The sequence below is a fragment of the Agrobacterium sp. GW821-FHT14E08 genome (assembly GCF_058803865.1).
Genome location: NZ_JBXAPJ010000001.1, coordinates 1,120,780 through 1,133,966 on the forward strand (window position 1 = coordinate 1,120,780; position 13,187 = coordinate 1,133,966).

Below are 13,187 nucleotides of genomic sequence, written 5' to 3' on the forward strand. Positions count from 1 at the left end.
GTTGACATAAGCGGCCTTTAATGAGAACATAAAGTGAACATTATGGAGGTCAGCGATGAAGACAGCAGACGTAACCATAGAAAATGCCCTCTCTGTCGTCGCCCGGTCTCGCGATATGCGTGAGCGCGCGCTTGAGCGCCGCCGCGAATTGCAGCGGCGAACGGAAGTCATCATAACGCGGCCGCTCTACGTGCTGAAAAAGAGCCAGGGGCCGCGACAGCTGTCGCTGAAACTCGACAGCTAGACGGCGCCGGGAAGACTGAAAGACGTAGAACCAAAGCGCCGATCGGCTGCTTGCCTTTTTCAAACAGAAAAATCCCGTGCGGATCATCTCGCGCACGGGATTTTGGGAATGGAGAGGCAAAGTGCACTGTCTTATTGCATGCGCTGCATTGCAGCTTCGGGCTCGCCGGTCGTGGCAACCGTTGCCGCGGGAAGGCGGTCGGTCTTTTTCAGAATGACGACGGGCTTTTCCACCGGGTCAGTTGGTGGAACGATGCTTGCGGTTTTAAATTCACGGTCGACGGCAGGAACGGAAGCATTGATCTTTTCATGACCGGCGCATTCTGCAAGCGCTGCACTGGCGGAAAAACCAAAGACAGCGGCGATAATGAGAACTGATTTCATGTCATTCTCCCTTCGCTTTTGTGGCGACCTCCAGTCTAGGTGGAGACGGCCCGGATTGAAAATCACACTTTAGAGACATCTAAAACATTGGATCATTTCGGCAGTCGTCGTCTTTGATGTGCAATGGAGCGACAGGACATTGTCTTCGCCCCTATTTTTTCCGCACATCCAGCGGATTTCGGCAAAGCGGCCTGCGAAATATCATCGCCACATAACTTCCCTTCAGGGAAATCAGGCTCGGCGTGTAAGTCGAAACCTTTGCCGCGTTGGCGGCCTTTATCGTTCTTCCGTCAGAGGAATTCTGCTGCATGGCACGCCTCCTTCCATGAGCCATAACGAAAATACGCGGCTCTTGTTCCGATCACGGTTTCGTTGGTGCGCGCGAGAGAAACGAAACGTCGCCGCTTGTTTCTTCTCCCCGCCGGGGAGAAGGTGGCCCGAAGGGTCGGATGAGGGGGCAAGCTTTCCGCACACCTCTACCCTCGCCCCCTCATCCCGCTGCCGCGGACTTCTCCCCGGCGGGGAGAAGAAACAAGCGGCAACCTTCCAGCCATATCCGAGGCCCCAAATGCGCAGTGCTTGAAAATTTCGCCCAAAACCTCTATATGCCTCACCGCGAGGACGACCTCGGCCATTATGGCGACAGCATGCGGGACGGCCCGGTCACATACCGGAGAATAAATTGCGCTCCCTGCAAGATCGTATCCGCCACGCTCTCAGCTTCGAAATCATCGGCCTTCTGCTGGTCGTGCCGCTCGGCGCGCTCATTTTCGGCATGCCGATGGAAGATATCGGCATTGTCGGCCTGGTCAGCGCAACACTCGCCACCGCCTGGAACTATATCTACAATCTCGGCTTCGACCATGCCATGCAGCGCCTGAAAGGCACGACGCTGAAGACACCCGCCATCCGGGTCGCACACGCGCTGCTGTTCGAACTGGGCCTGCTGATCGTGCTGATGCCCTTCATCGCCTGGTATCTCGGCATCAGCCTCGCCCACGCGCTGATCATGGATATTTCCTTCGCGCTGTTTTACGTGGTCTATGCCTTCGTCTTCAACTGGAGCTACGACCGGATTTTCCCGCTGCCGGAATGGCAGTCGCAGGATGCCGTCTGATCGGCACCGACGAAGGCAGGCGTTTCAGCGCAGAGACGCCTTGAAGAAGCGGACGACATCGGCATTGAAGCTGCGGTGAAACTCCGCCCGGTCAAAGCCCGGAATGTCGCCGCAGATTTGCGGCGCGGCCTTTTCCATCTCAGCGGGGCAAGGCGTGATGAACGAAAAATGTCCCGCGCCCGTCACCGTCCGATAATCCGGTTTCACCGGCAGATCATCGCGCAGCCTTGCAATATCCTGCGGCGCAACGCCATCGCCGCCCCGCTCCGAGCTCCAGAGCTGGACGGGAATTTTAAGGTTCCGCAGGTCGTCCGAACCCGGAAAGACGTTCAGGGGATCAGCCACGACCACGGCCTTCACCCGCGCATCGTGAACCCGATCCCCGGGAACCGCGCCCCTGTCCCGCATCTGCGCGCATAGCGCCGCTTGTTCATCGGGGCACGGCAGATCCGCATTTGCGAAATCCGGCACGCCGCCGGCAAGCACCAGCGCCGTATAACCGCCCCGCGAAAATCCGAAGACACCGACACGTTCGGTATCGATGAGCCGGGCCTCTTTCCAGTTTGCCAGCATATGATCCAGCAACCGAACGACGTCCGCCGGCCGGTCGGTCAGCGCCGAAAGCTCGCCTGCCCGCTTCATGTCAAGCGCATTGTCGCCGGGATGATTGAGGGCTGCGACAATGAAACCGGCATCCGCCAGCGCCGTCGCCATATCCCGATGGCTGAAATAGGTGCCGGCGAAACCATGGGAAATGACGACAAGCGGATATTGCCCGTCGACAACAGGGCAATCGCGCACGGCAGGCAGCACAAAGGGGCCGATCCGTGTCTCCACCGGCGCTGCCGCACAGGGCGACCAGACGGCAGCCCTGATGGGCGCTTTGCCATCAGCGGATGGAACCTCGATCAACTGCAGTCCGGCCGCAAGGGCGGCACCGATTCCCGAGAGGACGCAAAGAAGCATGAGGCAAAGCAACGCCAGAAATCGCATGATGAACCCACAGATGGAGAGACTGCGCGCAAGGCCGGGCATCAACCGGCCTCTCCCGAAGATAGGCTAATTTCTTATACCGGAAATGACCGTAGCGAAGACTCAGAGCGATTTCAGCGTCCAGGCCACGATATCGCGCGTGGCAGCGGCAAAGGCCTGATCCAGCGCCTTCACGAAATTGGCGTTGCCGGAACCGCTGACGCGGGCGCTGGCGCGGAACACGTCCTGCGCCTTCACCGTGCCGTTGCGGTCGTTCAGCAGCTTCACCGATATTTCGATATTGGCGATATTCTTCGCCGTATCGATTTCGAAGGCGCGAATATCGGTCACGACCTGATAGTCGATTGCCAGCCCCTGCCCCGGCCGGCCGACGCCGCCGAGCTTGCCGGTATCCTCGAAGGCTTCCACCAGCTTGGATTGCACCATGCGCGGCAGGCGGTCGCTCCATTGCGAATTGCCGAGATATTGCACCTCCGAGCCGGAAAGGCGCACCACGATGTTTTCGCTGTCGAGCGCCTTCAGGGCGGTCGGATCGGCGATCAGCAATTGCCGGTTTTTGAGCGAGGGTCCCTGCGCCACCGTTGCCGAAGACACGGAAAGGTCGAACGTGTCGTTCTTCGGCGCGCCGGCGCAGCCCGCCAATAAAACAGCAAGCAGCGGGGCCAGAATAAGGGCGCGGCGTTTGTCGCCGTTCATCAATCGTGTCATTGGCCCATACCCCTCTTAGCGCCTTGTTCTGCCGTCATATTGTTTCACGGTTTCGCCGCCGAAAATCAACCGCTGCGGATCGCGGTCGATATTGGTGATGGCATTGTTGAGATTGTCGACGGTCACCCGCGTGCTGCCGATCAACGCCTGGAAATCCTTCAGGCCCGAGCTGGAGAAACGGGTCAGATTGTCGGCAATCGGCCCGATGCGGGCATTGAGATTGTCAGCCACAGCCTTGAACGATGTGAGCGTTTCACGCGCCTTGGCAAACAGCGAATTGGCGTCATCGGTGCCGAGCATGCCGTCCACCTTGGCGAGAATGCCGTCGACGCGGCTGGAGGCGAGATTCAGCTTGCGGCCCATGTCGGTGAAGTCGGAAACCGCCTGGTCGATATCGGCACGGCGGGCGCCGACATCGTCAGCGATCCGCTTGAAATTCGCCACGGCGTCACGCGCATCGGCGGTCGCCGCGGAAACATCGCCCACCACGGTGCTGACCTTGGCGGGATCGACGGAGGCCAGAAGCTCATCCGCGCGCTTCACCACGGTCTGCACCTCTGTGCTCGCCGCCTCGAAATTGCGCGCCGTGCTCTGCACGGTCTCCATGATGCCCTGAATATCACTGGAAGCGGAAGCAACATCCTTCGTCACCTTGTCGACATTCGACAGGATGGAATCGATCTTGCCGGCATCCACGGCCTTCACCAGATCCTCGATGGCCGTCAGCGTGCCATCGAGACGCACCGAGACCGACTGCACGGTGGTGGAAAGGGAACTGAGGCTGGCGATGAAATTCTTGATGCCGTCGGAATTGGCCGCCAGCGCGTCAGAGAATTTCTCGGCATTGCGCACCGTCTGCGTCAGCGGGCCACGCGCATCCTGCACGAAACCCTGCAATTCGCCGATGGCGCCATCGGCGCGTTTCAGTATTTTATCCGCCGTGGCGAGCAGGTTGGTGACGCTGGAAAGATCGGCCGTCAGCTCGGCCGGAACGCCGCTTTCGACAGCCTTCTGCAGAATGCGCTCGCCATCCTTGTTACCGCCGGAAAGCTCGATATAGGCAGCACCCGTCAGGCCCTGAATTTCAAGCACGGCGCGGGTGGACGGGAAAACCGGGGCATCGGCCTGCACTTCGGTAAAGGCGATGGAATAGGCCGGATCATCGCGGTCAATGGCAAGACCGCGCACGGTGCCGACCGGAATGCCGTTGAAGCGCACGGGAGAACCGACGGAAAGACCGTTCGCGGAGCCGGGAATACGCACGACAAGCTGGGCCGTCGGGCCACCACGACCGAATTCCGCCATCCAGTAAACGAAGCCGAATGCGGCGGCGATCACGATCAGCGTGAAAATTCCGACTATGGTGTAGTTCGCCTTGGTTTCCATGCTTCTTGTTACTCCACCGGATTTTCGTGTCTGCCGTCCGGAAGAACGACAGAGCGCGCCCGTTTGCCGCGGAAATAGGACTGCACCCACGGGTCGTCGCAGGCGAACATGTCCTGCAATGTCCCTTCCACCAGCACCTTCTTCTGGCCCAGCACCGCAATGCGGTCACAGACGGAGAACAGGCTGTCGAGGTCGTGCGTCACCATATAGACGGTCAGGCCGAGCGAATCACGCAAGCGCGCGATCAGCATATCAAATTCCGCCGCCCCGATGGGATCGAGGCCGGACGTCGGCTCATCGAGGAAGACGAGGTCAGGATCGAGCGACAGCGCCCGGGCAAGCGCCGCGCGCTTGATCATGCCGCCGGAAAGCTCGGATGGATACTTGTCACCCGCATCGGGCTTCAGCCCCACCATCTCGATCTTCAGATAGGCAAGCTCGTCCATCAGCTTTTTCGGCAGGTCAAGATATTCCCGCATCGGCAGCTGGATGTTTTCCTTCACCGTCAGGCCGGAAAACAGCGCGCCCTGCTGGAACAGCACGCCAAGCCGCTGGTCAAGCATCATGCGGTCGTCTTCGCTCGCCTTGTCGTAATCGGTGCCGAGAATGCGGATTGCGCCCGCCTGCCGCGGCAGGAGCCGCAAGATCGCCCGCATCAACACGGATTTGCCCGCGCCGGAGGGACCGATAAAGCCGAGGATTTCGCCGCGATAGACATCGAGATCGAGATTTTCGAGCACGTTGCGGCCATTGAAACCGACGGTCACGCCCTCGACGGAAAGCACCACCTCGCGCCCGTCTTTCCCGGTTCTGGTCTCCTGCGGTTTCTGGTCCAGTTTCTCCAACGCGCCCTCCCTAAAAATCGATGGCTGCGTAGAAGATGGCGAAAAGACCATCCACCAGAATGACGACGAAGATCGACTTCACCACCGAGGAGGTGACGTGCTGACCGAGCGATTCCGCCGAACCGCCCACTTTCATGCCCTCCACCGCCGCGACGATGCCGATGATGAGCGCCATGAACGGCGCCTTGATCATACCCGCCGCAATGGTCGATTCCTCGACAGCGCCATGCAGGCGCGACAGGAACACCTCGAAAGTGATGCCGGAATAAAGCAATGCCACGATGGCAGCACCAAAAAGCGCTGCGAAGTTGGCAAGAATGGTCAAGAGCGGTAACGCGATGGTCAACGCCACCAGCCGCGGAAACACCAGCACACCGACAGGGTTGAGACCGATCACCTTCAGCGCGTCGATTTCCTCGCGCATCTTCATCGAGCCGATTTCCGCCGTGATCGCGCTGCCGGAACGGCCGGCGATCATGATCGCGGTCAGGAGAACGCCGATTTCGCGCAATTGCAGAATGCCGACCAGATCGACAACGAAGACTTCCGCGCCGAAATAACGCAGCTGGAACGCGCCCTGCTGGGCGATGATCGCGCCGATCAGGAACGACATCAGCATGATGATCGGCACGGCGCGCACGCCCATATGGTCGATCTGGTTGACGATTGCCGCCGGCGAGACGCCGCGCCCGCGCCCGAGCTTCATCTGCGCGCCGCGAACGGCCGAGCCGAGAATATACATGCCCGCCAGGAAATCCGCGCCGTTCTGGATCACGGCCTGGCCGATCGGCGCGAAGATGCGCTCCACCAGTCCGGGCTTCGCAACCGGCTCGCCCTGCATCTCTGCCTTATCGGGCAATTGACCGATGACGTCCTCGATCCGGTCGTTGCCGGAGAGCGTGACGGTCGCGCCGTTCGCCTCAAGGTCCCTGCGCAGGCGCTGGATGATCCACGCACCTGTCGTGTCGATGGCTTCGACGGCGGAAAGATCGATCTCGACGGCGCCGCCGGATTTGCTTTTTTCGATCCGGTCGAGGCTTTCAAAAATTCCGGAGAGATTGCTGTTGCGCCAGGAACCGCTCATGACAAAACGCAAGCCGCCGCCGGAGACGCTGTCGTCTTCGGTGATTGCGGCCGGGTTCGCCTGTTGCCGTGTGTCCTGTTCTTGCATAATGCTCCGAGCGAGTGCAGCCGTCACGAGATTCTTAAAGGTTTCATAACGTTTTGGCCTCCGGCAGGCCACAGTGACGGCTGACAATTCGTGATAAATTTGGCGTCATGTGTCTTTTGCCGCCCAATCGGAAGTGAAAAAACATGCCCCGTTACCTTCAAGCCACAACAGAACGTTTTCCCGTCGCCGGCAGCTTCACCATTTCACGCGGCACCCGCACGCATGCGGATGTCGTAACGTGCACCATCCGCGATGGTTCCTTTACCGGCATTGGCGAATGTGTGCCCTATCCGCGTTATGGCGAAAGCATCGACGGCGTCATCGCCGATATCGAGGCGATGGCGCAGCAGATCGCCGGCGGCGTGACACGGCAGGAACTGCAGCAGACGATGCAACCCGGCGCTGCCCGCAATGCGGTGGATTGCGCGCTGTGGGACCTCGAAGCCAAGATCAGCGGCAAAACCGTTGCCGAGCGCATCCTCGGACAGGCGGCAAAGCCGCTTGTCACCGCCTACACCATCTCGCTTGCCGATCCCGAGACCATGGCCGCAAAGACGGCGGAAAACGCAGGCCGTCCGCTGCTGAAGATCAAGACCGGCACGGCGGATGACGAAGCGCGTCTAAGGGCCGTGCGCGCCGCCGCACCCGAAGCGCGCATCATCATCGACGCCAATGAGGGCTGGAATGATTATAATATCGAATATTATCTGAGACTTGCGGCAGAGCTGAAGATATCGCTGATCGAGCAGCCGCTACCCGCCGGCAAGGATGACATCCTCGCCCGCATCGACCATCCGGTGCTGATCTGCGCCGATGAAAGCGTGCATTCCACGAAGGACCTCGCCGCCCTGCGCGACCGTTACGATGCGATCAACATCAAGCTCGACAAGACCGGCGGCCTGACCGAAGCGCTCGTCATGAAGGCGGAAGCGGAACGGCTAGGCTTCACCATCATGGTCGGCTGCATGCTCGGCACCTCGCTCGGCATGGCGCCTGCGGTGCTGGCGGCGCAGGGTACAGCCTTTGCCGATCTCGACGGACCGCTGCTGCTGGCCGAGGATCGTGAGCCGGGGCTGGTTTATGAGGGTTCGCTGGTTTATCCGGCGCGGCCGGAACTGTGGGGTTAAGTCGTGGATATTGAAGGCAGAGAAAAACGATAAGGCGCAACCTCGCCGCTTGTTTCTTCTCCCCGCCGGGGAGAAGGTGGCCCGAAGGGTCGGATGAGGGGGCAACGCTAGCGGTATACGGAGATCTCGCCCCCTCATCCCGCTGCCGCGGACTTCTCCCCGGCGGGGAGAAGACACAAGGGGCACGCGCTCGCCTCGCATGAAGGAACTGGGGCATGCCTCTAAAGGGTCGCTGATTTATCCGGCCTGCTGGAAATTGGGGCGCCGCTCTCGCGCGGGCTACGAATGACACGACTGCGCGCCGTAATTCCATCCGCGCTCGCTTTCACGAAAAACAAACGGTAATCTAAACCTCTTCACCGTCATCCTCGGGCTTGACCCGAGGATCCATTGCACGGGTTTGTAGGTCCTCGGGTCAAGCCCGAGGATGACAAAAGCAAGCTATCCCAATGTATGCCGGCACCAATAGCGAAGTCACCCCATCACCTTTATGCCATTAGCCAACCCGCCGGCGCATCCCCCAACGAAACGCATCGTCGCGAAAGCTGGCTTGCTTCAATTATGCCGCGTGCTTCCCAATCAGCCCCGGAATATTCACCGGTTCCATTTCATCCGAAGCATGTTCAGCGGTAACGTCGCTCGTCTGCATCCAGGTGATCAGCTCGAAGCTGCCATCGGCATTTTCCGCGATCGCCGTGCAGCTTTCCACCCAGTCCCCAGTGTTGATGTAGCGGATGCCGTCCATGTCTTCCATGACAGCATGGTGAATGTGTCCACAGATGACGCCATCGACATTGTTGCGCCGTGCCTCGTCAGCCACCACGCGCTGGAATTCGCCGATGAAGTTGACGGCGTGTTTGACCTGCAGCTTGGCCCAGGCCGAAAACGACCAGTAAGGCAGGCCGATGCGGCGGCGCACGGCGGCAATAGCGATGTTGATGGCGATCGCCGCGTCATAGGCCCAGTCGCCGAGATAGGCGAGCAGGCGGGCATTGCGCACCACCACATCGAACTCGTCGCCATGGATGACCAGATATTTCTTGCCGTCGGCGGCCTCATGGATCATGCGCTCGGCCACTTCGATGCCGCCGAAATGCATGCCCGGAAATTCCCGCAGGAATTCGTCATGATTGCCGGGAATATAAACGATGCGCGTTCCCTTGCGGGCCTTGCGCAGCAGCTTCTGCACCACGTCGTTGCAGCCCTGCGGCCAGTACCAGCTGCGGCGCAGGCGCCAGCCGTCGACGATGTCGCCGACGAGAATGATCGTCTCGGCCTCGTGATATTTCAGGAAGTCGAGCAGATAATCCGTCTTGGCCGCCTTGGACCCAAGATGGACATCCGAAATGAAAAGCGTTCTGAACTGTCTGGTTTCGATTTGACCGGCCACGGATTTCATCCCCCTGTTCGGTTGCGTCCCTGCGGCTTTCTTACCTCTCAGAACCAGACTCGTGTTTCAGCAACATGACAGAGACGGGTTTTTGTATGGAATATGACGAATGGCTTCACGAAAACGCGAATAGGCCATGCGCGCATTTGCATGGGCGGGGGGCAAATAACGGCTGTACCGCGGGGAAGTTTGTTGTATTCAGGGCCACCAGACGCAATTAGACATGACGGTGGAAAATGACCTCTCACGATAAGAACAACACGCCCGCCAACACGGCAAAGGCCGACATCGAGGAACAGGCGCTCTTTTTCCACCGCTATCCGCGCCCCGGCAAGCTGGAAATCCAGGCCACCAAGCCGCTCGGCAACCAGCGCGATCTGGCGCTGGCCTATTCGCCTGGCGTCGCCGCACCCTGCCTCGCCATCCATGAGAATCCCGAGATGGCGGCGGACTATACCGCCCGCGCCAACCTCGTCGCCGTCATTTCCAACGGCACGGCGGTTCTCGGCCTTGGCAACATCGGCCCGCTTGCCTCCAAGCCTGTCATGGAGGGCAAGGCCGTCCTCTTCAAGAAATTCGCCGGCATCGATGTTTTCGACATCGAGATCGATGCTCCCGGCATCAACGACATGGTCTCCACCATCGCAGCGCTGGAGCCCACCTTCGGCGGCATCAACCTTGAGGACATCAAGGCGCCGGAATGTTTCGAGGTGGAACGCCAGCTGCGCGAAAAGATGAACATTCCGGTCTTCCACGATGACCAGCACGGCACCGCGATCATCGTCGCCGCCGCCGTCACCAATGCGCTGGAACTCGCCGGAAAATCGCTCTCGGGCGTCAAAATCGTCGCCTCGGGTGCAGGTGCGGCAGCCCTTGCCTGCCTCAACCTGCTCGTCGCCATGGGCGCGAAGAAAGAAAACATCTGGGTCCACGACATTGAAGGCCTCGTTTATGACGGCCGCAACACGCTGATGGACGAGTGGAAGGAAGTTTACGCCCAGAAGACCGACAAGCGCGTCCTGGCCGAAACCATCGACGGCGCCGACGTCTTCCTTGGCCTTTCCGCCGCTGGCGTGCTGAAGCCGGAACTGCTGGAGCGCATGGCGGAAAACCCGCTGATCCTCGCGCTTGCCAACCCCAATCCGGAAATCATGCCGGAAGCGGCGCGTGCGGCCCGACCGGATGCGATGATCTGCACCGGCCGTTCGGATTTCCCGAACCAAGTCAACAACGTTCTCTGCTTCCCCTATATCTTCCGCGGCGCGCTGGATTGCGGCGCAACCACGATCAACGAGGAAATGAAGATGGCCGCCGTTCAGGCCATCGCCGAACTCGCACGTGAGGAAGTCTCCGAAGTCGCGGCAAAAGCCTATAGCGGTGAAACCCCGATCTTCGGCCCGAACTACCTCATCCCTTCGCCCTTCGATCCGCGCCTTATCCTGCGCATCGCCCCGGCGGTTGCCCGCGCCGCTGCCGCAAGCGGCGTCGCCGCCCGGCCGATCACCGATTTCGAAGCCTATCTCGACCAGCTGAACCGTTTCGTCTGGCGCTCCGGCTTCATCATGAAGCCGGTCTTCAATGCCGCCAAGGCTGCCGAAAAGAAGCGCATCATCTTTGCCGAAGGCGAAGACGAGCGTGTGCTGCGCGCCGCCCAGGTGCTCCTGGAAGAAGGCACCGGCATTCCGATCCTCATCGGCCGTCCGCAGATCATCGAAACGCGCCTGAAGCGCTTCGGCCTGCGCATCCGCCCGCATGCGGATTTCGCCGTGGTCAATCCGGAAGACGATCCGCGCTACCGCGATTACGTTGATGACTATTTCGCCCTCGTCGGTCGCGCCGGCATCAACCCGGAGGCGGCCCGCACCATCGTGCGTACCAACTCCACCGTCATCGGTGCGCTTGCGGTGAAGCGTGATGAGGCGGATGCGCTGATCTGCGGCCTCGAAGGCCGTTATGACCGCCACCTGCGCGACGTGAACCAGATCATCGGCAAGCAGGAAGGCGTGCGTTCCTTCGCCGGCCTCAGCCTGCTCATCACCCAGCAGGGTGCGCTGTTCCTCACCGATACTTTCGTGAATTACGACCCGACCTCCGAGGAAGTGGCGGAAATGGCCATTCTCGCGGCCAAGGAAATCCGTCGCTTCGGCATCACGCCGAAGATCGCCCTCGCCAGCCATTCCAATTTCGGCTCGCGCGATTCCGAAAGCGCCCGCAAGATGCGCCGCGCCCTGAAGATCGTGCAGGAAGCCGCACCGGAACTGGAAGTCGATGGCGAAATGCAGGGTGGATCGGCGCTGTCGGAAGCGCTGCGCAAGCGCGCCATGCCAAACAGCGTGCTGACCGGTGAAGCGAACCTGCTGGTCTTCCCGAACCTCGATGCCGCCAACATCACCCTCGGTGTCACCCGCACCTTGACGGAAGGCCTGCATGTCGGCCCCATCCTGCTCGGCACGGCCCTGCCCGCCCATATCCTGTCGCCCAGCGTCACCTCGCGCGGCGTGGTCAACATGGCGGCGTTTGCCGTGGTGCAGGCCTCGCATCCTTCGGTGTGATAGAGGCCGCATTAACGCAATTTTGAACAGGCTGTTGCCGCATTGCGGCAACAGCTTATGTTATCTTCCTGAAACACGGATTTCGTGAAGTATAACGCCCCTGCCACCGGCCGGGGACATCGAACGGATCGAACAATTGACCCGCCGCAGCCGCATCATCGGCATCCTGCTTCCCCTTGTTTTCGTCGCCCCGGCCGCCGCTTTCGCGGATCAGGTCTGTGATACGCTCTACGCGCAATTGCGCGAGCCGCCCCGCGTCATCGGCAATACGGCCGAGGTGCGGCGTTATGCCAATGCGCTCGCCCGCCAGAACATCGTCATCCGCAAGATCAGGAACGACCTGCGCAGCTATGGCTGCTCATCCGGCAGCGTCATCGTCTATGGCAGCCCCAATGCCGGGCTCTGCGCCGAGATCGGCGATGCGCTGGTGGATGCCGAAGCCGAACGCGATGCCATCATCCGCGACCGCGACGATGCCATGGCTGCCGCGCGTGACAATGGCGGCGACGTCAGGCGCCAGCGTATTCTCGCCGCCCTCGATGCCAATGGCTGCAGCACCGTGCCGCAAATGGAAACGCAATTGCCGCCGCCCTCGCCCGATGTGACGCGTTATCCCGACGCCTTCCGCCAGCAGGGCAATCAGCCGGGACAGGCCGGGCTTTCGCCCTACCCCAACGCCTCCGCCGAGGGCGGGCTTAGAACACTCTGCGTGCGCACCTGCGACGGCTCGTTTTTCCCCATTGCGTCCAACGCCTCGCCGCTCGATTTCCGCGCCCAGGCGGAGCAATGCCAGAAAATGTGTCCGGGAACTGAGACGGAGCTTTATTTCCACTCCATGACGGATCAGGAAACCGCCGATATGGTGTCTGCCGAAACCGGCAAACCCTACAAGGATCTGCCGACCGCCTTCGCCTACAGGAATGCCTCGGCAAAGGCGCCGGGCTGCGCCTGCAACATGGCCGCCTATCACGAAGAAATGCAAAAGCAGGAAGAGGCCGCCCGGCCGGAAGCCGAAAAACCCTATTCCGGCATCACCACCATCCCATCACCGCAAGGCGACAAGGCTCCGAAACCCGCGGAGCAGCAGCAGGCCGCAAAGCCGCCGGAACAACCGGTTCCCGAACGCGACTACGACCCGAACGACAGCAGGATCCGCGTCATCGGCCCGAAATTCCTGCCCGACCAGACAGGCCGGATCGACCTCAAAAACCCGGCGTTGAAGGGCATACAGCCGCAGCAATAGAGGCGCCGCGATGTTTTAAGCCGGGTGG

The 13,187-nt window shown here is 60.6% G+C and carries 12 protein-coding genes; 5 read left to right on the forward strand and 7 right to left on the reverse strand.

Annotated elements, in window-relative coordinates; translation table 11 throughout:
- Positions 1 to 55 precede the first annotated feature (55 nt).
- The gene (locus AC1ROR_RS05535) at positions 56 to 244 is read left to right on the forward strand and encodes a hypothetical protein (RefSeq protein ID WP_080723135.1); all 189 of its coding nucleotides are present in this window, start codon (positions 56 to 58) and stop codon (positions 242 to 244) included.
- A gap of 131 nt (positions 245 to 375) precedes the next feature.
- On the opposite strand, the gene AC1ROR_RS05540 is transcribed toward AC1ROR_RS05535, so the two are convergent.
- Complete coding sequence (locus AC1ROR_RS05540) at positions 376 to 627, reverse strand: hypothetical protein (RefSeq protein WP_003495777.1); 252 nt, start codon at positions 625 to 627, stop codon at positions 376 to 378.
- A 682-nt stretch (positions 628 to 1,309) separates the two neighbouring features.
- On the opposite strand from AC1ROR_RS05540, the gene AC1ROR_RS05545 reads away from it, so the two are divergent.
- On the forward strand, positions 1,310 to 1,744 hold the full coding sequence (locus tag AC1ROR_RS05545) for a PACE efflux transporter (protein ID WP_498588827.1): 435 nt from the start codon (positions 1,310 to 1,312) through the stop codon (positions 1,742 to 1,744).
- A gap of 24 nt (positions 1,745 to 1,768) precedes the next feature.
- Here the strand turns inward: AC1ROR_RS05545 and AC1ROR_RS05550 are convergent, their stop codons facing one another.
- The 5 genes from AC1ROR_RS05550 to AC1ROR_RS05570 all read right to left on the reverse strand — a co-directional run bounded on the left by AC1ROR_RS05550 (position 1,769) and on the right by AC1ROR_RS05570 (position 6,847).
- Positions 1,769 to 2,737, reverse strand: coding sequence for an alpha/beta hydrolase family protein (locus AC1ROR_RS05550; protein WP_498589177.1), 969 nt, complete (start codon positions 2,735 to 2,737; stop codon positions 1,769 to 1,771).
- A 102-nt stretch (positions 2,738 to 2,839) separates the two neighbouring features.
- Complete coding sequence (locus AC1ROR_RS05555; protein WP_498588828.1) at positions 2,840 to 3,445, reverse strand: ABC-type transport auxiliary lipoprotein family protein; 606 nt, start codon at positions 3,443 to 3,445, stop codon at positions 2,840 to 2,842.
- A 15-nt stretch (positions 3,446 to 3,460) separates the two neighbouring features.
- Positions 3,461 to 4,831 carry an MlaD family protein gene (locus AC1ROR_RS05560; protein WP_003495770.1) on the reverse strand — a complete coding sequence of 457 codons (1,371 nt, stop codon included), beginning with the start codon at positions 4,829 to 4,831 and terminating at the stop codon, positions 3,461 to 3,463.
- 8 nt (positions 4,832 to 4,839) lie between these two features.
- A complete protein-coding gene (locus tag AC1ROR_RS05565) occupies positions 4,840 to 5,676 on the reverse strand; it encodes an ABC transporter ATP-binding protein (RefSeq protein ID WP_035223193.1) in 837 nt (278 codons plus the stop codon).
- A 10-nt stretch (positions 5,677 to 5,686) separates the two neighbouring features.
- Positions 5,687 to 6,847, reverse strand: a complete 1,161-nt coding sequence (locus AC1ROR_RS05570; RefSeq protein ID WP_080834593.1) for an ABC transporter permease — start codon at positions 6,845 to 6,847, stop codon at positions 5,687 to 5,689.
- A gap of 143 nt (positions 6,848 to 6,990) precedes the next feature.
- On the opposite strand from AC1ROR_RS05570, the gene dgcA reads away from it, so the two are divergent.
- Entirely contained in the window at positions 6,991 to 7,974 is a 984-nt protein-coding gene (gene dgcA / locus AC1ROR_RS05575) for an N-acetyl-D-Glu racemase DgcA (protein ID WP_498588829.1), read from the forward strand.
- Positions 7,975 to 8,533: 559 nt separating this feature from the next.
- On the opposite strand, the gene AC1ROR_RS05580 is transcribed toward dgcA, so the two are convergent.
- Complete coding sequence (locus tag AC1ROR_RS05580) at positions 8,534 to 9,373, reverse strand: UDP-2,3-diacylglucosamine diphosphatase (protein WP_167377436.1); 840 nt, start codon at positions 9,371 to 9,373, stop codon at positions 8,534 to 8,536.
- 227 nt (positions 9,374 to 9,600) lie between these two features.
- Between AC1ROR_RS05580 and AC1ROR_RS05585 the strand changes: the two genes are divergently transcribed.
- Positions 9,601 to 11,916: an NADP-dependent malic enzyme gene (locus tag AC1ROR_RS05585; RefSeq protein WP_142173644.1), complete on the forward strand. Its 2,316-nt coding sequence runs from the start codon at positions 9,601 to 9,603 to the stop codon at positions 11,914 to 11,916.
- Positions 11,917 to 12,052: 136 nt separating this feature from the next.
- Positions 12,053 to 13,159 carry a DUF2865 domain-containing protein gene (locus AC1ROR_RS05590; RefSeq protein WP_498588830.1) on the forward strand — a complete coding sequence of 369 codons (1,107 nt, stop codon included), beginning with the start codon at positions 12,053 to 12,055 and terminating at the stop codon, positions 13,157 to 13,159.
- Positions 13,160 to 13,187 lie beyond the last annotated feature (28 nt).

Bases quoted from the DNA above. Each gene is read 5' to 3' on its own strand.
- AC1ROR_RS05535 (WP_080723135.1), top strand. From the start codon at position 56: ATGAAGACAGCAGACGTAACCATAGAAAATGCCCTCTCTGTCGTCGCC.
- AC1ROR_RS05540 (WP_003495777.1), bottom strand. From the start codon at position 627: ATGAAATCAGTTCTCATTATCGCCGCTGTCTTTGGTTTTTCCGCCAGT.
- AC1ROR_RS05550 (WP_498589177.1), bottom strand. From the start codon at position 2,737: ATGCGATTTCTGGCGTTGCTTTGCCTCATGCTTCTTTGCGTCCTCTCG.
- AC1ROR_RS05555 (WP_498588828.1), bottom strand. From the start codon at position 3,445: ATGACACGATTGATGAACGGCGACAAACGCCGCGCCCTTATTCTGGCC.
- AC1ROR_RS05560 (WP_003495770.1), bottom strand. From the start codon at position 4,831: ATGGAAACCAAGGCGAACTACACCATAGTCGGAATTTTCACGCTGATC.
- AC1ROR_RS05570 (WP_080834593.1), bottom strand. From the start codon at position 6,847: ATGCAAGAACAGGACACACGGCAACAGGCGAACCCGGCCGCAATCACC.
- dgcA (WP_498588829.1), top strand. From the start codon at position 6,991: ATGCCCCGTTACCTTCAAGCCACAACAGAACGTTTTCCCGTCGCCGGC.
- AC1ROR_RS05580 (WP_167377436.1), bottom strand. From the start codon at position 9,373: ATGAAATCCGTGGCCGGTCAAATCGAAACCAGACAGTTCAGAACGCTT.
- AC1ROR_RS05585 (WP_142173644.1), top strand. From the start codon at position 9,601: ATGACCTCTCACGATAAGAACAACACGCCCGCCAACACGGCAAAGGCC.